The sequence below is a fragment of the Sphaerochaeta sp. genome, assembly GCF_050178175.1.
Classification (GTDB): Bacteria; Spirochaetota; Spirochaetia; order Sphaerochaetales; family Sphaerochaetaceae; genus Sphaerochaeta.
This window is the reverse complement of sequence record NZ_JBFXGH010000035.1, coordinates 1-19763: the sequence shown is the minus strand read 5'-3', so window position 1 is coordinate 19763 and position 19763 is coordinate 1. Positions and strand designations below refer to the sequence as shown.

20 protein-coding genes are annotated in these 19763 nt (G+C 51.5%); 16 read left to right on the top strand and 4 right to left on the bottom strand.

The features are described from left to right. Both feoB and AB7S66_RS05895 read right to left on the bottom strand, forming a co-directional pair. Nucleotides 1-1161 (bottom strand): ferrous iron transport protein B (feoB, locus tag AB7S66_RS05900; RefSeq protein WP_428518532.1); only part of this gene is annotated, 1161 nt, incomplete at its 3' end. Nucleotides 1162-1164: 3 nt separating this feature from the next. After that, a complete protein-coding gene (locus tag AB7S66_RS05895; protein WP_428518531.1) occupies nt 1165-1398 on the bottom strand; it encodes a FeoA family protein in 234 nt (77 codons plus the stop codon). 115 nt (nt 1399-1513) lie between these two features. Here AB7S66_RS05895 and AB7S66_RS05890 point away from each other — a divergent pair, with 115 nt between their 5' ends. From AB7S66_RS05890 to AB7S66_RS05860, 7 genes are all read left to right on the top strand, one after another. After that, complete coding sequence (locus AB7S66_RS05890) at nt 1514-1891, top strand: metal-dependent transcriptional regulator (protein WP_428518530.1); 378 nt, start codon at nt 1514-1516, stop codon at nt 1889-1891. A 68-nt stretch (nt 1892-1959) separates the two neighbouring features. Beyond that, complete coding sequence (locus AB7S66_RS05885) at nt 1960-2469, top strand: transposase (protein ID WP_428518529.1); 510 nt, start codon at nt 1960-1962, stop codon at nt 2467-2469. 22 nt (nt 2470-2491) lie between these two features. Beyond that, complete coding sequence (locus AB7S66_RS05880) at nt 2492-2737, top strand: hypothetical protein (RefSeq protein WP_428518528.1); 246 nt, start codon at nt 2492-2494, stop codon at nt 2735-2737. 73 nt (nt 2738-2810) lie between these two features. Next, complete coding sequence (locus tag AB7S66_RS05875; protein ID WP_428518527.1) at nt 2811-4121, top strand: extracellular solute-binding protein; 1311 nt, start codon at nt 2811-2813, stop codon at nt 4119-4121. Between the two features lie 64 nt (nt 4122-4185). Continuing rightward, nucleotides 4186-5118, top strand: coding sequence for a carbohydrate ABC transporter permease (locus tag AB7S66_RS05870; protein WP_428518526.1), 933 nt, complete (start codon nt 4186-4188; stop codon nt 5116-5118). Further along, nucleotides 5119-5970 carry a carbohydrate ABC transporter permease gene (locus tag AB7S66_RS05865; RefSeq protein ID WP_428518525.1) on the top strand — a complete coding sequence of 284 codons (852 nt, stop codon included), beginning with the start codon at nt 5119-5121 and terminating at the stop codon, nt 5968-5970. Nucleotides 5971-5972: 2 nt separating this feature from the next. Continuing rightward, nucleotides 5973-6824, top strand: coding sequence for an HAD-IA family hydrolase (locus AB7S66_RS05860; RefSeq protein ID WP_428518524.1), 852 nt, complete (start codon nt 5973-5975; stop codon nt 6822-6824). Here AB7S66_RS05860 and AB7S66_RS05855 read toward each other — a convergent pair. Both AB7S66_RS05855 and AB7S66_RS05850 read right to left on the bottom strand, forming a co-directional pair. Continuing rightward, the gene (locus tag AB7S66_RS05855) at nt 6799-7566 is read right to left on the bottom strand and encodes a response regulator transcription factor (protein WP_428518523.1); all 768 of its coding nucleotides are present in this window, start codon (nt 7564-7566) and stop codon (nt 6799-6801) included. The genes AB7S66_RS05860 and AB7S66_RS05855 overlap by 26 nt on opposite strands. Further along, nucleotides 7563-9338 (bottom strand): cache domain-containing sensor histidine kinase, encoded by a 1776-nt coding sequence (locus AB7S66_RS05850; RefSeq protein WP_428518522.1) that lies wholly within the window; start codon nt 9336-9338, stop codon nt 7563-7565. Before AB7S66_RS05850 ends, AB7S66_RS05855 begins: the two co-directional genes overlap by 4 nt. Before the next feature lie 479 nt (nt 9339-9817). Here AB7S66_RS05850 and ilvN point away from each other — a divergent pair, with 479 nt between their 5' ends. From ilvN to AB7S66_RS05805, 9 genes are all read left to right on the top strand, one after another. Continuing rightward, nucleotides 9818-10357: an acetolactate synthase small subunit gene (gene ilvN, locus AB7S66_RS05845; protein ID WP_428518521.1), complete on the top strand. Its 540-nt coding sequence runs from the start codon at nt 9818-9820 to the stop codon at nt 10355-10357. 53 nt (nt 10358-10410) lie between these two features. Next, a complete protein-coding gene (gene ilvC, locus AB7S66_RS05840; RefSeq protein ID WP_428518520.1) occupies nt 10411-11403 on the top strand; it encodes a ketol-acid reductoisomerase in 993 nt (330 codons plus the stop codon). 37 nt (nt 11404-11440) lie between these two features. Continuing rightward, on the top strand, nt 11441-13039 hold the full coding sequence (locus tag AB7S66_RS05835; protein ID WP_428518519.1) for a 2-isopropylmalate synthase: 1599 nt from the start codon (nt 11441-11443) through the stop codon (nt 13037-13039). Nucleotides 13040-13049: 10 nt separating this feature from the next. Further along, entirely contained in the window at nt 13050-14642 is a 1593-nt protein-coding gene (cimA, locus tag AB7S66_RS05830; protein WP_428518518.1) for a citramalate synthase, read from the top strand. A 16-nt stretch (nt 14643-14658) separates the two neighbouring features. Then, the gene (gene leuC / locus AB7S66_RS05825) at nt 14659-15927 is read left to right on the top strand and encodes a 3-isopropylmalate dehydratase large subunit (RefSeq protein ID WP_428518517.1); all 1269 of its coding nucleotides are present in this window, start codon (nt 14659-14661) and stop codon (nt 15925-15927) included. A 1-nt stretch (nt 15928) separates the two neighbouring features. Then, entirely contained in the window at nt 15929-16426 is a 498-nt protein-coding gene (gene leuD, locus AB7S66_RS05820) for a 3-isopropylmalate dehydratase small subunit (protein ID WP_428518516.1), read from the top strand. Then, nucleotides 16423-17481 (top strand): 3-isopropylmalate dehydrogenase, encoded by a 1059-nt coding sequence (gene leuB / locus AB7S66_RS05815; RefSeq protein WP_428518515.1) that lies wholly within the window; start codon nt 16423-16425, stop codon nt 17479-17481. The genes leuD and leuB overlap by 4 nt, the downstream gene beginning before the upstream one ends. A gap of 15 nt (nt 17482-17496) precedes the next feature. Then, on the top strand, nt 17497-19182 hold the full coding sequence (gene ilvD, locus AB7S66_RS05810; protein ID WP_428518514.1) for a dihydroxy-acid dehydratase: 1686 nt from the start codon (nt 17497-17499) through the stop codon (nt 19180-19182). A 22-nt stretch (nt 19183-19204) separates the two neighbouring features. Beyond that, nucleotides 19205-19763, top strand: a 559-nt coding sequence (locus AB7S66_RS05805; RefSeq protein WP_428518513.1) for a thiamine pyrophosphate-binding protein, incomplete at its 3' end; no start/stop codon positions are given.

The following is a 19763-nucleotide window of genomic DNA, read 5'->3' as shown; positions in this document are numbered from 1 at the left end:
CTTGCCGGAAAGACCCATGGTTCGCATCATCCTGTCCATGATAAAGGCAATCCGCGCCATATACCCGCAATCTTCCAAGATCGAGAGAAGCAGAAAAAGCATAAACAGCTGGGGAACAAAGGTCAGGACCGCACCAACTCCTGCAATGATTCCGTCCACGAGTATCCCTGAGAGCAGGGGGTGTACTCCCAATGTATCTGACAATGTAAATACCTGGGAACCAAGGTATCCAAAGAGATTCTCCAGAATTGGGGTAGTGTATCCTCCGACCAGACCAATGGAGAGGTAAAAGACTGCTCCCATGATCAGTATGAACAGCGGTATGGCAGCTATTCTGTTGGTTGCAATGGAATCGAAATTGAAAGATTTCTCTTTCTGCTTCTTGATTTGACAATCCTTGGCAATATGCTCGGCTACCTTGTAGCGTTGGTCGATGATGATGGCCTCTGGGTCATCATCATAGTGGGCAACCAACTCAGCACGAACCTTGGTAAGATAGGCGTTGAACTCCTCGGGAAGGGGGGGCATGGAGGAGAGGAAGAGTTCATCTTCTTCAATAAGCTTGATAGCCGCCCATCGCACCGGCCTCCCTTTGGGTATCGCATGAAGGTAGTCATCCTTGATGATTTGCGAGATATAGCGTTCTATAAAGTTGGAAAAGAGCGGGCAGAGTGCTGTATGCTTTTCACTCAGGCTTTGTTCGATTGCCTCTTTCAGTTCGTCGATTCCAGTTCCCCTGCTCGCTGAGACAATCACCACCGGGGATCCGGTCATCTGGCTGAGACGCTTGGTATCAATCTTGATCCCTTCTTTTTCCAGAAGGTCCGCCATATTAAGTACAAGCAGGAGAGGACGACCCAGCTCGGCAAGCTGGGTGGCCAGGTAAAGGCTCCGCTCCAGATTGGTTGCATCAATGACATCAATAATGAGATCCGGCTGTTCATCAAGAATGTAACGCCGTGAGAGTTTTTCTTCTGGACTGTAAGGGGAGAGTGAATAGATGCCGGGGAGGTCCACAATAATATGGCCGCCCATCATGCCTTCCTTCTTTTCCACAGTAACCCCAGGCCAGTTACCCACATAACCGCTGGTGCCTGTCAATGCATTGAACAGTGTGGTCTTCCCTGAGTTGGGATTCCCGATAAGGGCAATGGTTTGCATAGACTATCTCAGTTCAATCTTGCGTGCTTCTGCTCTTCTCAAGCAAAGATTGTATCCTCGGACGGATACCTCGATGGGGTCGCCCATCGGAGCCAGCTTGACAACCTCGATATCTACACCTTTAGTGAATCCCATATCCATCAGTCGTCGCTTAAGCTGTTTTGGGGCATGTATTGCTTTTACAGCCCCTTTCTGCCCTACGGTCAATTCGTCCATCGTCATTTGCATCGTTTTCATCCTCTCCTATAAGTTAGTCATATCAAACATCTGTGTCAAGATATATAATCAGTCATCTGTGTCAAGATATATAATCTGCGATGACAAAATTCTGTATGTATGATACTATCTAGACATGCAAAAGTCAGGCGAAGATTATCTTGAGGCTGTTTTGGCACTCAGCGAACAACATGAAAAGGTCAGGACGACCGATGTCGCCCTTCGTCTTGGTGTCTCGAAGCCAAGCGTGAACCGTGCAATGAAGGTACTCTCCGCCGACGGTTATGTGAAGCAGGAGACCTATGGGGATATTCACCTGACGGAAAAGGGGAGGCTGAAAGCTTCCCAGGTCTATTTCAGGCACAAAACCCTTACCAATTTCTTCAAGGAAGTATTGGGGGTGGACCCTGTAATCGCCGAACAGGATGCTTGTCTGATCGAGCACGACATCTCCAGCGAGACGATGGAGAAACTGGCCAATTATCTGCGGTCAGTGAAAAAAGGCCTCTTATAAGGCTCTGTTTTTGGGGTATAGGGATAAATACCCTTGAAGTGGAGAGAAGCTTGCTGTATACTTAATACATGTTAAGCGACAACCAAGAATCCATCAGCCTTGAAGCATTGGCTGAAATGCTCAGGAATCTTCCAGAAGAGGATTTCCAACGGATCATCGCCCTGGTTGAGCAATCGCCAGCACCCCTCAACGAGGACCCACAGATCGATGAGGGAACACCCTGCTGCCCGCATTGTTCCAGCAACCATGTGTATCGCAACGGCTTCGTCAGGGGCAAGCAACGGTACCTCTGCCAGGAGTGCGGACGCACGTTCGGGCAGACCACCGGGTCGGTGCGGTACAAGAGCAAACACAGCAAGGAGACCTGGGAAACCTACCTGGAGGCATTTGCATTGCGACTTCCCTTGCGGGATGCCGCCAGCAGGTGCGGCATAGCACTGAGCACTGCATTCTTCTGGAGGCACAAGATCCTGGATGCCCTCTCCAACGGGAAGAATGGATTGCTGCTCAGCGGGCAGGTGCAGGAAGACGAGACATACATCCAGGACAACTCCAAGGACAATTGCAAAGTAGAGTAAACTGAAAAGTGGGGGAAGGCAAATGCAAAGCCCTGCGTACTGGACTACAGATCACCGCCATGGGAGAGGGAAAGCCACCCATACAAGGGGCTTGGACGAGCAAGGCAGAACGCTGGCAAAGGCTGCCGGCAGGGGAATGGTGCAACCCAAGGCCGGCATTAAGGGATGTGCAGTGCGGGGTAGCGATTCAATACTCTTCGGGAACACAACCTATTTTTATCACCATCTTGATGTTCGTCTTCCCATCCCCTCAAATCTGTCCCTATAAACGCAAAACCTTTTTCTTGAGTATTTTCCCCATCCATCTACACTGAAAGCAGTAAGACTTGAGGAGGTCACACATGAAAAGATCAATTGCTCTGGCATTGATGGCCGCACTGCTGATTCCATTCTCCTTGTTTGCGCAAGGTGGGAAGGAAGCTGTCGTAGATGAGAATGCACCTGTAACGGTGCAGTATTGGACGCATGAGGATCCAGCTCGAACTGAGTTGGAGAATGAACTGATCGCCGCATTCATGGCACAGAACCCGAACATCACGGTAGTAAGGACTACCCAGTCATCTGCAAAGCAGATTGAATTGGTACAGACCGCATTTGCCGCTAACCAAGGCCCCGATATGTTCAATCTCCCGATTGAAAACCAGTATGCATACATCTCCAACAACCGTGTTGCACCGGTCGACTACCAGGCAGCAGGCTATGCTGACAAGGAAGACCTGCTGGATACCTATGTGGATGGAGTGCTGGATACCGTGACCGTCGATGGAGAGGTCTATGGCCTGCCCTTGGAGCTGACCAACTGGGCAATCTATGTGAACAAGAAGATCTTCCGCGATGCTGGGCTCAACCCTGAGACCGATTATCCCAAGACGTGGGAGGAGATGGCTGATGTGTCAGAGAAGCTCGTCATCCGTGACGGGGATATCCTCATCCGCCGAGGATTTGACTTTCGCTATCCTTACTATTTGACGTTCTTCGTACCCATGGTTGAACAGCTTGGTGGTGAGCTTATCAGCAGCGATGGCAAGCATGCCATTGTAGGTGATGAGGCCTGGCTCAAGGCACTTACCTACATGCAGGAGTGGGGTCCCTCCGGACGTAATCTTGGTTCCCCCACCTACAAGAATGCCCGTAAATTGTTTGATTTGGATAACAATGACATAGCAATGGCCCACAGCGGTCTTTACCAGCAGGGAAGGATTGCCGAAGACAACCCTGAGTTCTTTGCGAGTGGTGAGTGGATGGTGATCCCGTACCCTGTGTTCGAGGATGCCGTTCGCGATGTTGCATCTTGCTACTATGGTCACTTCTTCATGGTGAATGCGGACAGTGATCCCAATGTGCAGAAGGCAGCTTGGAAGTTGGCAGGATTCCTGCTCAGCCATGGGGAGGATTACCTCACCCGTGGGGGAAACATCATCCAGCCGACCAAGGCACTGTTTGCAAGCGATACACTGAAGAACATGCCCTACAGCGATGTGTTCATCAATGACATGGAACGCTCCCACATGATCTACTACGGAGCAAACTCAGCAGAGATCCAGACCCAGATCCGCTATGCGGTTGAGTCGGTCATGCTCAGTGGTGTCAGTCCCCAGAAGGCACTGGCAACCCTCCGTTCCGCTGTTCAAGAGATTGTCGACGAACAGTAATCCATGCTCGGTCCTGCCCTCCGGCAGGACCGAATCCTTTACCATCACCCTTCAGGAGTATTTCATGGGTATGAAAAAATACCGAGGCATCGAGAAAAAACAGGCTCGGTGGGGATTCTTCTTCGTGGTTCCCTCCCTGCTTTTTTTCTCCCTGTTCAGTTTTTATCCGATTATCAATGCATTTTACACCAGTTTCTTCGATAAGCGTGCACTGAGCAAGGCACCGCCGGCTTTCCTGGGCTTGGGAAACTACGTCAGGCTCTTCGATCCCAGCAGGGCAGCCAGTGAGCTTTCGTTTCTCAACAGCCTGAGGGCTACATTGGTCTTTACCGTCGGTACGTTCATCCCCCTGCTTATCATCAGCCTGTTGCTTGCTGTATTGATCAGCAATCTGGGAAGCAGAAAGGCGCAGAAATTCCTGCAGATTGCATATTATACCCCTGCAATCCTATCCAGTGTGGTTGCAGCAACCATCTGGATGATCATCTTTGACCCAAGAGGATTGGGAAACCAGTGGGTCAATGCTCTGATGAATACCCCAGGAGTCGACCACCGTTGGCTTGTGGACCCAGTCATGGAACAGGTCTCCACCATGGTTATATACTTCTGGAAATACATAGGCTATTTTGTCATTCTCTTCATCACCGGGTTGGCTTCCATCCCCCCCACCATCTATGAAGCTGCAACCATTGATGGGGCAAGCAAGAACCAGGTGTTCTGGCGTATTACGCTTCCCTTGCTCAAACCTACGGTGGTATTGGTCTCTGTCATGGCAATGTTGCAGTGCCTGAAGACATTCAGCACCCAGTATATGCTGTACACCAACGGGGCGCCCCGTGCCCCGATCAATGTGATCACATTCAATATCTATGTAACCGGTATCCAGCAACAATACCTTGGCAGGGCAAGCGCGATGAGTGTCGTACTCTTTGTCCTGATGTTGTTGCTTACCTTGTTGCAGTTCAATACGACCAGAAGTGAACAGGTGGAGTACTAGATGAAGCAGATATCCAAGAAAATACACGGCAGCACCATCATCACCTATCTGATCTTGGCCCTGATGCTTTTGTTTACCCTGACTCCGATCCTCTTCATGATCAGTGCATCCATGATGGAACGGACCCAGATCATGCGCATGCCATTCTCATGGATCCCAGAATCCTTCAACGGTGAGAACTTCATCAAGGCAGTTGCTGGAAATGACCAGACATTCATTTTTGTCAGAAATCTCTCCAACTCGCTTTTCGTGAGTGTCACGGTTGCCATTTCCACCGTCCTGATCGCAAGCCTCACCGGTTATGGTTTGGCGAAATTCCGGTTCCGGGGGCGAAATACCATCTTTATCATGATCATGGCCACCATGATGATCCCTTTCGAGGCGATCATGATCCCGCTTTACATGGTTGTCATGATGCTCAAGATCCAGAATACCTATACCGGTTTGATTCTTCCCTTCCTGGTAAGCGCCTTTGGTGTTTTCCAGATGCGCCAGTACCTTACCACGTTCCCCACAGAGTTCCTTGACGCTGCGCGTGTCGATGGGATGGGGGAGTTCGGGATCTATTGGAGGATTGTCCTTCCCAACTGTATGCCGGTTATTGCAACGCTTTCCATTCTCTCCTTCCGTAGTCAGTGGGACAATCTGCTCTGGCCGCTCTTGGTGAGCCAGAGCGAGAAGATGAAGACAATTCCACAGTACATCAGTTCCTTCGCGCTTGAGCGTAACACCGATGAAGGTGCCATGATGGCTGCAGCCCTGCTTGCATCGATCCCCATGTTTGTACTGTTCATGTCCTTGACCAAGTATTTCATTGGTGGGTCGGCAGTCTATGAGTCAAGGAAGGGTTGAGTATGTATGATTTTCTCTATACCGATCTGAAAGAGGGGGAGGCAGAATTCCCGATACTGGAATCTTTCGGTGACCATCTGGTATCCATCCCCCCAAAGGATTCCTTCGCCCGATACCTTTTTGTAAGCCGATCTGCTGTTGCACGCGAGGCAGCCAGAGCGAAGGGAATGGGCGTGCTCGAGTGGGAAGGGCCCCTTGCAGCAGATCAGATTGAAACCTTGCTGGCAACTTGCGACCCTGTTCTCAGCAACAACCATACGCTTTTCCTCTTCGACATGGGCAATGTGGTAGTGGACAACATCTCCATGCTTGGGAAGATTTCCCGCCTCTTGGGAATTGGGAAACAAGCATTCATTGCGGATTATCTCCATTACGATTTTCCCCTGATGGAAGGTGTGGTCTCTGAAGAACAGTACTGGCAGCATATTACCCATGTCTTTGGGATACCTGTCCAAGGCAATCCGTTTGCCGATGTATTCAAGCCGGTATTCAACGACCCTGTGGTTTCCCTGATACAATCATTGCGCTCAGAAGGGAAGCGGGTGGTATGTGCAAGCAATACCATCCTGAGCCATTGGGAAATACTTGGGGAAATGGGTGCACTAGCATTGTTCGACAAAGCCTATGCCTCCCATGAGATGGGTTTGAGCAAGCCATCGCTTCAGTTCTATAAAGCCATCCTTGATGCAGAAGGAGTCTCTGTGGAGCAGGTTTTCTTCATTGACGACAGGAAGGACAACATACAGAACAGCAGGAGCCTTGGCATTGCAAGCCTCCTCTATGCAGATCTCCCCACAGGGACAAAGGATGAGAGGCTCTCCAAGGTCTTTAGAAGGTATCTACCTCATCCCTGAACTGGGTCGGGGTCTTGCCGATAAAGCGTTTGAAGATCTTTGCAAAGTAACCTGGGGTCGGAAATCCGCAATTGGTGGCAATTTCGCTGATATTCAACGTCGGGTCCCTCATCATGATGGCCGCCTGGTTTATCCTGTATGCATTGAGATACTGCAGGAAGTTCAGACCGGTGACCTCCTTGAAGAGGCGGCTGAGATGACTTTCTGAGAGATCGAGGTAGGCTGCTGCCTCCTGGAGACCCACCGGCTCTGAGTAAGTCGCTGCAATATAGGCGATGGTTGCGTTTATCACATGGTTTCCAGCTTGCTTGGGAAGTGGTATGAGCTCACTCCTTGAGTGTCCCTTTTTCTTCAGGTCTTCATATTCACGATCCTCTTCCTGTAATTTTCTCACCAAGGATGCGAGTGTCTCCTCCAGCTCCTCATCATCGATCGGTTTGAGCAGGTAGTCGAATACCCCAAGGCGGATGGCACTCTTCATATAGGAAAAGTCGGCATGGCCGGTGAGGATGATGGCATGGTTCACAGGACAGTTGCTGAGCATGGTAAGTCCATCCTGGGCAGGGAGGCGAATGTCTGTGATGACGATATCGGGCTCCTTTTCCTTGATCAGGTGCTCTCCGCTCAGTCCGTCAGAGGCGGTGCCTACCAACTCCAGACCGAGGAGGTCCCATCGAATCGAGGAGACAATCTCCTCACGGACGATCTGCTCATCTTCTACGAACACAACAGTGTAACTCATTGCATCTCTTCCTTTATTGCTTCTTCGTCCGGGAAGGAGATGGTTGCCCAAGTCCCTTCACCCTCTTTCGATTTCAGGGAGAAGTGCAGTTTCCTTCCATATTTGAGAAATAATCTTCTATATACATTGTATACACCAACGTGTGGTGAGTTGGCAAGTTCGTCAAGGTCCCGAGGCAAGCGATCAGGAGGAAATCCGACTCCATCATCACCTACCGTGATGGATATTCTCTCTCCTGTTCTTTCTACACGGACACTGAGGTTCCAGCTTCCCACCTTCGGTTCCAATCCATGGATGATTGCATTCTCAACCAACGGCTGGATGATGAGCTTTGGGGTTTTTATATGCTTGCAGCTGGGATCCAGGTAGACCTCGGTGGTCAGCTTGTCAGCAAATCGTAACTTCTGGATGGTGAGATAGGACTCGATGAGGGCCATGCTCTGTTCGAGGGTAGCCTCACTCTCCCTGTTGTCGATTGAGGAACGAAGCAGTTTTCCCAGCTTGACAGTAATGGTATAGATGTCCTTCTCTCCATGGAGACGGGCGAGTGCCTTGATCGTATTGAGGGTATTGAAGAGGAAATGGGGATTCATCTGGCTCTCAAGAGCCTTTCTTTCCGCTTCACTCAGTTTAGCCTGCTCTTCACGGGTAAGGTCGAGGAGGCTGATGATCTGTTCAATCATGACATTGTATGAGTGTTCCAGCTGGCTGAATTCACGTATCGCACTACTGACTTCCCGATGCTTCAGTTCCCCTTGTTCCACCTCCCTCATCTGCTTGGCAAGATTCCTGATCGGGCGGGCGATGGAGCGCGAGAAGAAATAGGAGAGTCCCAAGGCAAGGACCACCCCGATAATCATGGTGGTACTGAATGCTGAAAGCCAGTTCTCCATGCTCTGGAAGAAGGGAGCGCTGCTGAGTGATCCCACCAGATGGAGGCCGGTTTCCCCTATTGGTGAGATGGCAATGATGGAAGTGTCAGAGGGAAATGAGCGGGGAGTGTAATCACCGTCAAGGGTTTTGAGCGCAGGGAAACGGTCGAAGGAACCAAACCGCTCAGGATGGACAAGACTGGTGGCATAGAACGACTTGGTGTCGACCAGCAGCATGTCAGTGAGGACAAGATCACTGTTTACCTGGGGGAAGAGAGCATCTGCATACAGGTCCACTACAAGATAACCAAGGTTTGTCCCCCCATGGTCATAGACACGACGAAGGATGGAAGCAACAACCTGCTTCCCGTTCTCCGCTATTCTATGGCTCTGGATGCTGATAAGACTTGCAGTAGGGGAGACTTGGCTGTTCTGGTTGATGATGGAGGCCATATCCCAGTCATTGCCCTGGTAGCGTAGGTCGTACACCTCGGGAAATACATGGGTGGAGACCCTGACCTTCCCGCTGTTGCTGACAAGGTTGGCGCTGGCAAGATAGATATCTCCATGCATGACGGTAAACAGCAGTTCATACAGCTCACGGCTTTGTGGCGATTCTGATGCAAGGGAATCTGCCTTGAGTATTTCCACAACCAAGGGGTTGGTGGAGAGTTGGTATGCTTTATGGCGGTATGACTCAATGGCTTGGGCAATGGTACTCGCATCATGAGTGGTCATATTCATTGCCTGTCTCATCAGATACCGTTCTTGATTCGTATTTCCAGCAAGTGCATAATAGGCAGAGAACAGTCCCAACGGGACAATGAGGACAATAAGAAAGTAGAGAAAGAGCAGTGTGAATAGGTTGGTCTTGTGCTGATTGCCCCAGGTGAATTCCATGGAAGCAGTGTATCGGCAATCAGAAAGGGAAGCAATATTGTAAAGTGAAACGAATTTTTATTGCATAAACATACTGTTTTATGAATAGCAGGGTTGACAAGCATCGTAAAAGAGCGATACAAACAAGAAACAGCATACTAGGCTGTTCTTGAGGAGAGTACCGTGAACGCGTTCACTATGCAGGTGCAGCAGCACCGCCCATTTGCAAGGAATCGGAAGACGCAGGGCTATACAAGTTCCTGTAGTTCTATGTGTGACACCACTTCTTTTTCTGACCCTTCCTTGCTTCTAGTCCTGACGCGTCTCATTCTAACACTCTTCCCCCTTCTTTTCCTCATTTCCCTTCTTATTGTAGTAAGCCTAATTATTCTCTGACCACGGCTGCAATCGCTGGTTGCATGGACCGTGGATGGAAGCCCCCGAAGTACCGGGGAGCAATCGCTTATACCCAAATATCATACGAAGGAGTGAAATCTTAGATGAATACCAAAGAAAAACGTTACACACTGGCAATTCTGGTTAATAACCACCCTGGTGTACTCATGCGCGTTGTATCGCTGTTCAGTCGTAGAGGCTACAACATTGACAGCCTCTCAGTTGGCGAGACCGAAAATGAGAAAGTCAGCCGTATCACCATCGTGGTCAGTGGAGACCGTCCGGTTGTTGAACAGATCAAGAAGCAGGTCGGCAAGCTGTATGATGTGAAGCGGGTCTATGAAATGGTAGGGGAAAAGAGCCTTCAGCGTGAGCTGGTAATGGCCAAGGTCTCCACCGAGCATGAAGACCGCTCCCAGGTCATTGAACTTGCTGAGATTTTCAAGGCAAAGATCAACGATGTCACCTCTTCTACGATAACCCTTGAGTTGACCGGAAGTCTTGACAAGATTCAGTCATTCTTGGATTTGATGGCCCCATTCGGGATTGTGGAGATGGCCAGGACCGGTATTACCGCCCTGGAGAGGGGGGCAAGGGCGCTGAGCTCGATCAGTTACAGCGAGGATGAAGAAGATGAAGAATAAGCAAGCATACCAACGCACCAAACGGTGCGAACCACAACGGAGGATAGGAAGTAATGAGCACGATGTATTATGATTCACAGGCAGATCTTTCAGTTCTAGACGGCAAGAAAGTTGCCATCATCGGATATGGCAGCCAAGGCCATGCACACGCATTGAACCTGCATGAAAGTGGGGTGGATGTTGTCGTAGGTCTTTACAAGGGGTCCAAGAGCTGGAAGATTGCTGAGGAAGCAGGCTTGCAGGTTGCAACCGCTGAGGAAGCAAGTGCCATGGCCCAGGTCATCATGATGTTGTTGCCGGATGAGAGGCAGGCAAGGATTTACCATGACAGCATCGAGAAAAATCTGACTGCAGGCAAATACCTCGCATTTGCACATGGATTCAATATCCACTTTGGACAGATTGCACCTCCTTCTGACGTGAACGTCATCATGATCGCACCCAAGGGTCCTGGACACACGGTCCGTACCCAGTTCCAGGAGGGCAAGGGTGTTCCTTCCCTGATTGCAATCAACCAGGACCCCAGTGGTGATTCCAAGGATGTGGCACTTGCCTATGCAAAGGGTCTTGGTGCAGGTCGTGCAGGTATCTTTGAAACCACATTCAAGGAAGAGACAGAAACCGACCTCTTTGGGGAGCAGGCTGTGCTTTGTGGTGGTGTAACCGCCCTGATCAAGGCTGGATTCGACACCTTGGTGGAAGCAGGCTACCAGCCTGAGATGGCATACTTCGAATGTTGCCATGAGATGAAGCTGATTGTTGACTTGATCAACCAGGGCGGGCTCTCTTACATGCGTTACTCAATCAGTGATACCGCTGAGTACGGGGATTATACAACCGGTCCAAAGATCATCACTGATGAGACCAAGAAATCCATGAAACAGATCCTTACAGACATCCAGGAAGGGACATTTGCCCGCAACTGGCTGCTGGAGAACCAGGTGGGCCGACCCTACTTCAATGCAAGGAAGCGCATCGAGAAGGAAAGCCTCTTGGAGAAAACAGGTGAAAAACTGCGCTCACTGATGAGCTGGCTGAAAAAGTAAGAAAACCAAAACGCTTGATATTACCGGGAAGGACACTATGGAAAAGGACAGAATTTATATCTTTGATACCACATTGAGAGACGGCGAACAGGCTCCTGGATACAGCATGAACCTGGAAGAGAAAATTCGCATGGCCCTACAACTAGAGGCCCTTGGTGTGGATATCCTGGAAGCCGGGTTTGCCATAGCGTCTCCTGGTGACTTTGCCAGCGTCCAGGCTATCAGCAAGGAGGTGAAGGACGTTACCGTCGCCTCCCTGTCAAGAGCCTTGGAAAGAGATATTGAGGTAGCCTGGGAAGCGGTGAAGCACGCAAGAAGACCCAGGATACACACCTTTCTGGCAACCAGCGACCTCCATCTGAAGTTCAAGCTGAAGATGAGCCGTGAGGATGCCTTGAAGCGTTCCGCCGCCATGGTGAGGTTTGCTCGTAACCTTACCGACAATGTAGAGTTCTCACTGGAGGATGCAACAAGGACCGATCTTGACTACATGTGCAAGGTTGTTGAGGAAGTGATCAAGGCAGGGGCAAGTGTAGTCAACCTGCCGGATACCGTCGGGTATGCAACCCCCGATGACATGACCCGTATGGTTTCCACCGTCATGAACAAGGTCCCCAATGTGGACAAGGCCATCCTTGCGGTCCACTGTCACAATGATCTGGGCCTTGCGGTTGCCAATAGCCTTGCAGGACTGAAGGCCGGGGCACGTCAGGCAGAGTGTACCGTCTGTGGTATCGGCGAGAGAGCAGGCAATGCGGCTGTTGAAGAGTTGGTGATGGCCATCAGGACCAGAAATGATGACTACCCATTCTCCTATCAGGTACGCACTGAGGAGATAGCCCGTTCAAGTCGTCTGCTCTCCCAGATTACCGGTGTCAAACCGAACCCTTCCAAGGCAATTGTAGGTGCAAATGCGTTTGCCCATGAGAGCGGTATCCACCAGCATGGCATGATGGCAAACAGCTTGACCTATGAGATCATGACCCCGGAGAGTGTAGGGGTGATGACTACCAGCCTTGTCTTGGGCAAGCACAGCGGGCAGCATGCATTCGAGAAGCGCCTCATTGACCTTGGCTATGCGTTAGGCAAGGAAAAGGTAAAGGAACTCTTCTCAGAATTCAAGAATCTTGCAGACCGAAAGAAAACCATCACTGATCGTGATCTTATCGCATTGGTGGAGACTTCCAGTCAGAGTAGCCCTGTTATCTGGGAGCTGGAGCGTTTTGTGGTCAACAGTGGTAATATGATGACCAGTACCGCCTGTGTCACCCTGCGAAAAGGGGAGAAGACCTACCAGGAAGTTGCACTGGGTACCGGTCCTGTCTATGCAGCACTCAGGGCAGTGGAGAAGATTATCCGTCATCCCTTCAGTCTGGAGGATTACAGTCTGCAGGCAGTCACCGAGCACCGGGATGCACTTGGGGAAGTCCATGTAAAGATCTCCGATGGTCATGGGATGTACCGTGGACGTGGTGTAAGCACCGACGTCATCGAAGCATCAATCCTCAGCTGTCTTGCTGCAGTGAATCGTATGCTGGATGAAGCATCCTCGATCTCGGGTGGGGGGTCGCTCAAACCCACCACTTCACCAAGCTTTGAGAACGACATGTTGCGTTCCCACTCAGATAAGGAGTAAGACCGAGGTGATGCATAAGATAGATTTATTTGACTCAACCCTCCGTGATGGGAGCCAAGGGGAGGGGATCAGCTTCTCTGTGGAGGATAAGCTGAAGATTGTGAAGGCCCTGGATTCACTGGGAGTTGCCTACATTGAAGCAGGTAATCCTGGATCGAATCCCAAGGACCTGGAGTTCTTCCGCCGCGCCGGGCATCTCTCCCTCTCCCATGCAACCTTGGTCGCCTTTGGTTCCACGCGGAGAAAGAACAGCACGACAGCTGACGATCCCAATCTGAAAAACCTAGCCAGTGTGAAAACCAAGGTGGTATCCATCTTCGGCAAGAGCTGGAAGCTCCATGTCACTGATGTGATCCGCACCACTCCTGAAGAGAACCTTGCGATGATCCGTGACAGCATACAGTTCATTACTGAGAGCGGAAGTGAAGTGTTCTTTGATGCTGAGCACTACTACGATGGATATCTCGATGACAGCGAGTATGCAAAGGCAACCTTGCAGGCTGCCCTGGACGGGGGAGCCTCCACCCTGGTGCTCTGTGAGACCCGTGGTGGCATGATTCCCAGTGAAGTTGCGCGCATCACCGCTGAGACTGCAGCGGCTTTCCCTGGAATCCCCATAGGGATCCATGCACACGATGATATTGGCTGTGGCGTTGCCAGCTCCCTAGCTGCCGTTGAATCCGGTGCCATACAGGTACAGGGAACCTTGCTTGGTTTCGGTGAGCGTTGCGGGAATGCAAACCTTGCAACTGTGGCAGGAATTCTTGGAACAAAGCTTGGTGTGGATTGTCTCTGTGGAGAGAGTCTCGAACAACTGACGGTAATCAGCCGGCAGGTTGCTGAGATTGCTAATGTCCGCATCAGCGGCGGAGCTCCCTTCATCGGTAAGAGTGCTTTTGCCCATAAAGGGGGCATGCACATCGATGGGGTACAGAAGAATCCTCTTTCCTTCGAGCATATCGATCCTTTGCAGGTGGGCAATGAACGAAGGCTCCTGATGAGTGAAGTGGCCGGAAGGGCCTTGATGCTCAAGCGAATCGCCCGTGTGATGCCCGATCTTGATAAGGACGATCCTGTTACGGTGTGCTTGATGGATGAGCTCAAGCAACTTGAGGCAGAGGGCTACCAGTTTGAAGGAGCCGAGAGCAGCTTTGATTTGGTGATCAGACGACACCTGAAGATGTATAAGCCCTATTTCTCACTGGTGCACTACCAGACCATCGGCAGCAGCCCCTATGCGGACCCACTCAGCGACGCAACCCATGCCGCGGTTGTCAAGGTAAAGGTAGGGGGTGAGAGTGCCATCACTGCCGCAGAGGGCGAAGGTCCGGTCAATGCCTTGGACCGGGCACTGAGAAAGGTCCTTGAACAATTCTATCCAACCCTCAAGCGTGTGCACTTGACCGACTACAAGGTGCGGGTCCTGGACTCGGCAGGAGCAACTGCCAGTAAGGTAAGGGTTCTTATTGAGTCCACCGATGGAAACGAGAGTTGGACCACCATCGGGGTCAGCAAGGACATCATCGAGGCCAGCTGGTTTGCCTTGCGTGATAGTATCGAGTATAAATTGATTGCCGAGGGAATTGAGCCCTCGGATGAATGAAGGAAGGAGACACCCCATGGGTATGACAATGACACAGAAAATCCTGGCCCACCACGCCAAGCTGGAGAGCGTACGCGCTGGACAGTTGATCATGGCGGACCTGGATATGGTACTGGGCAACGACATCACTGCTCCAGTTGCCATCAACGAATTTGGGAAATTCGGCAAGGAGACGGTATTTGACAAGGATAAGGTTGCCCTTGTCCCAGACCACTTCTCCCCGAACAAGGATATCAAGGCAGCAGAGCAGTGCAAGGCACTGCGTTGTTTCGCACACGACCATGAGATCACCAACTATTTTGATGTAGGCCAGATGGGTATTGAGCATGCCTTGCTTCCAGAGAAAGGATTGGTCGGGGCAGGAGATGTAATCATCGGGGCGGATAGTCATACCTGTACCTATGGTGCCTTGGGCGCATTCTCCACTGGGGTTGGTTCCACTGACATGGCTTGCGGTATGGCTACCGGCCAAGCTTGGTTCAAGGTGCCGACCGCCATCAAGTTCAATCTTACCGGTTCGTTTGGACCTTACGTGAGTGGAAAGGACCTGATCCTCCACATCATTGGGATGATCGGGGTGGATGGTGCACTTTACCAGAGTATGGAGTTCTGTGGGGAAGGGGTGAAGAACCTCACCATCGATGATCGTTTCACCATTGCAAACATGGCCATCGAGGCCGGTGCCAAGAACGGGATCTTCCCCGTGGATGATGTAACCCTGGCGTACTTGAAAGAGCACTGTCCGAAGGAACCTGTCATCTACGAAGCAGATGGTGATGCTGAGTATGAGCAGGTGATCAACATCGACCTGGGCGCTGTGAAAAGTACCGTAAGCTTCCCCCACCTGCCGTCCAACACCAGGACCATTGATGAAGTCGGTGAGGTGAGAATTGACCAGGTGGTCATCGGAAGCTGCACCAATGGACATATCAGTGACTTGAGGCAGGCAGCAGCCATACTCAAGGGCAAAAAGATTGCGAAGCATGTTCGCACCCTGGTCTTCCCTGCAACACAGGAAATATGGAAGCAGGCAATGCATGAGGGGCTCTTTGATATCTTCATCGATAGCGGCTGTGCTGTCTCCACTCCCACCTGTGGTCCCTGCCTCGGCGGTCATATGGGGGTGCTTGCAGAAGGTGAGCGCGCGGTGAGTACCACCAACCGTAACTTTGTGGGAAGAATGGGTCATGTGAAGAGTGAAGTCTATCTTGCCAGTCCGGCGGTTGCCGCTGCAAGTGCGATCGCAGGATACATTGCCGATCCTGCAAAGGTAATGGAGGAGTAAGATGCAAGCCAGAGGAACGGTTTTTCGATATGGGGACAACGTCGATACCGATGTAATCATCCCAGCGAGGTATCTCAATACCTCCAATCACAAGGAGTTGGCCTCCCACTGTATGGAGGATATCGACCAGGATTTCATCAAACAGGTGAAAGAGGGCGATATCATGGTAGCTGACAAGAATTTCGGTTGTGGTTCTAGCCGTGAGCATGCTCCCATCGCCATCAAGGAGAGTGGGATCAGTTGCGTAATCGCAAGGACCTTTGCAAGGATCTTCTACCGCAACGCAATCAATATCGGGCTCCCCATCCTTGAATGCCCTGAGGCTTGTGATGGGATCAAGGCCGGTGATGTGGTCAGTGTCGATTTCGCCACTGGTACCATCACCAATGAGAGCACAGGGGATGTGTTCCATAGTGAGCCCTTCCCTCCCTTTATGCAGGACCTGATCGCAAGTGGTGGACTTGCCGGTTACATCGCAAAAGGGGGAGGCAAGGCATGAGGAAGCATATCGCACTCGTTCCCGGCGATGGGATCGGACCAGATATCGTAAGAGAGGGCGTGAAAGTCCTAAGCGCGGTCGCAAGGAAATTCTCCCATGAGTTCACCACCAGAGGCTATGATGCTGGTGGTGTGGCTCTCGACAATGTAGGGATTCCCCTCCCTGATGCCACCCTTGAGGGTTGCAAGCAGAGTGACGGGGTGCTCCTTGGGGCCGTTGGTGGGCCGAAGTGGGATACCCTTCCTTCCCACCTCAGACCAGAGAAAGCCCTGCTCGGCTTGCGTGGAGGCATGGGGTTGTTCTGCAACCTACGTCCTGCAATCCTTTACAAGCAACTCGCTGATGCCTGTCCCCTGAAGAGCGAGATCATCGGTGATGGACTGGACATCATGGTGGTTCGTGAACTCACCGGTGGTATCTACTTCGGTGAGCGTGGTCGCACTGAGGACCGTGCCTATGATACCATGGCCTATACAGTAGTGGAGATTGAGCGGATCGTCCGAAAGGGTTTTGAGATTGCCCAGAAGCGTTCAAAGCGCCTATGCAGTGTGGACAAGGCTAACATCCTCAATTCCAGCCAGCTCTGGAGAGAGGTCGTGCAAAGGGTGCAAAACGAGTACCCCGAGGTCGAGGTAAGCCACATGTATGTCGATAATGCAGCAATGCAGTTGGTGCGTAACCCCCGTCAGTTCGATGTGATTGTGACCTCGAACATGTTTGGGGATATTCTCAGTGATGAGGCGAGCCAGATCACCGGTTCCATCGGGATGCTCCCATCCGCCTCCTTGGCTGAGGATGGGTTTGGCATGTACGAGCCGATACACGGCAGTGCACCAGATATTGCAGGTAAGGACCTGGCCAACCCGATTGCAACAATTCTTTCGGTAGCCATGATGTTGCGTTACAGCTTCTCCCTCTCTGAAGAGGCTGATGCAATCGAGAAGGCAGTCAGCGCGGTGTTGGATGAAGGGTACCGCACAGCAGATATATACACCGACGGGATGAAAAAGGTCGGTACGAGTGAAATGGGTGACTTGATAGCCCATGCCCTGTAAAGGGAGGAGGATACTATGGACGAAAGCAAGAGACGTTCAGCACAGATGACCGAGGGAACCGACCGGGCCCCCCACCGGTCACTGATGAAGGCATTGGGATGGACGGATCGTGAAATCCACATGCCGATCATCGGTATCGTGAACGGGGCAAATGAGATCATCCCTGGACATATTCACCTGGATAGGATTGTCAATGCTGTAAAGAGCGGGGTACGTCAAGCTGGGGGAAACCCTGTCTCGTTCCCTGTCATTGGGGTATGTGATGGTATTGCAATGGGTCATACAGGGATGAAGTACTCTCTGGCAAGCCGTGAGGTCATCGCTGATTCCATCGAAATCATGGCAACAGCCCATCCTTTTGATGCTCTGGTATTCGTCCCGAACTGTGACAAGATTGTCCCTGGAATGTTGATGGCAGCGGCCAGGATCAACATCCCCTCCATTTTTGTCTCGGGTGGGCCGATGCTTGCCGGTAAGATTCCCGGTGACAGCTCCTGTGGAACGAGCCTCTCGGTCATGTTCGAGAAGGTGGGCAGTTTTGCCGCTGGCTTGATCAGCGAGGAAGAGTTGCTCTCCTATGAGAACAATGCCTGCCCGACCTGTGGTTCTTGTAGTGGTATGTTCACCGCCAACAGCATGAACTGCCTTACCGAGGCCATTGGAATGGGACTTCCTGGAAATGGGACTATACCTGCTGTCTACAGCGCACGGGACAGGCTTGCCAAGGAAGCTGGTTACCAGATTATGGAATTGTTGAAAAAGAACATCCGTCCCCTGGATATCATGACCAAGGAAGCGTTTGCAAATGCGATGGCCGTGGATATGGCCTTGGGTTGCAGTACCAACACCATGCTCCATTTGCCGGCAATAGCCCATGAGGCTGGTGTTGACCTGGATATATTCATGGCGAATGATATTGCTGCAAAGGTTCCCAATCTTTGTCATCTTGCTCCCGTTGGCCCTGACCACATCGAGAATCTCCATGAGGCCGGTGGTGTGCTTGCAGTGATGCGAGAGCTGGGAGAGGCAGGATTGCTCAATGCAGACTTGCCAACCGTTAGCATAAAGACCATAGGTGAACTCTATAGTGCAGCACCCATCTACAACCATGAGGTCATCCGCCCCATCGACAATCCGTTCAGCAAGACCGGTGGGATTGCCGTACTCAGGGGAAACCTTGCTCCCGATGGGGCAGTGGTGAAGAGGAGTGCTGTTGATGAGAAAATGTTGGTGCACAAAGGACCAGCAAGAGTCTTTGACAGCGAAGAGGATACCATCAAGGCAATCTTTGCCGGAGAGATCAAGGCAGGGGACGTCATTGTTATCCGCTATGAGGGGCCGAAGGGAGGCCCGGGTATGCGTGAGATGCTCAGTCCCACCAGTGCCATTGCCGGTATGAACCTGGACAAGGATGTTGCCTTGATCACCGATGGCCGCTTCAGTGGCGCCACCCGGGGGGCTTCCATCGGACATGTCAGCCCGGAGGCTGCGGAGGGAGGACCGATCTCCCTCGTCCAGGAAGGTGATATGATCAGCATTGATATACCAAAGGGTGAGCTCAGCTTGCTGGTCGATGAGAAGACGCTTCTTGAACGGAAGAAGCAGTGGGTCTGTAAGGAGCCGCCAATTACCACAGGGTATTTGGCCCGTTATGCCAAGCAGGTAACCAGTGCTTCCACCGGGGCTGTCTTCAAGAAATGATACACAAAGAGGAGAATCTACCATGCAGATGACTGGAGCACAAATTATCATAGAATGTCTGATTGAACAGGGCGTGGATACCGTTTTTGGCTTTCCCGGGGGATCAGTATTGCCCCTGTACGATGCCCTCTATCAGAATCAAAGCCGGATCCGCCATATCCTGACAAGCCATGAGCAGGGTGCTGCCCATGCTGCAGATGGGTATGCCCGCAGCACAGGAAAGGTCGGGGTATGTATGGCAACCAGCGGGCCTGGAGCGACAAACCTTGTAACCGGTATTGCCACTGCCTACATGGACAGTGTCCCAATCGTTGCTTTCACCGGTAATGTGACCGTTCCCCTTCTGGGCAAGGACAGTTTCCAGGAAGTGGATATAACCGGCATCACCATGCCGATCACCAAGCACAACTTCATCGTGAAGGATGTAGCTGACTTGGCTGAGACCATACGCACGGCCTTCAGGATTGCTCAGGATGGCAGGCCTGGCCCTGTCCTGATCGATGTTCCGAAGGATGTGACAGTCTATACCGCTGATTTCTCACCCCAGTCGATCGAGGCCTTGCGCCCTCGTACCGAAAGAC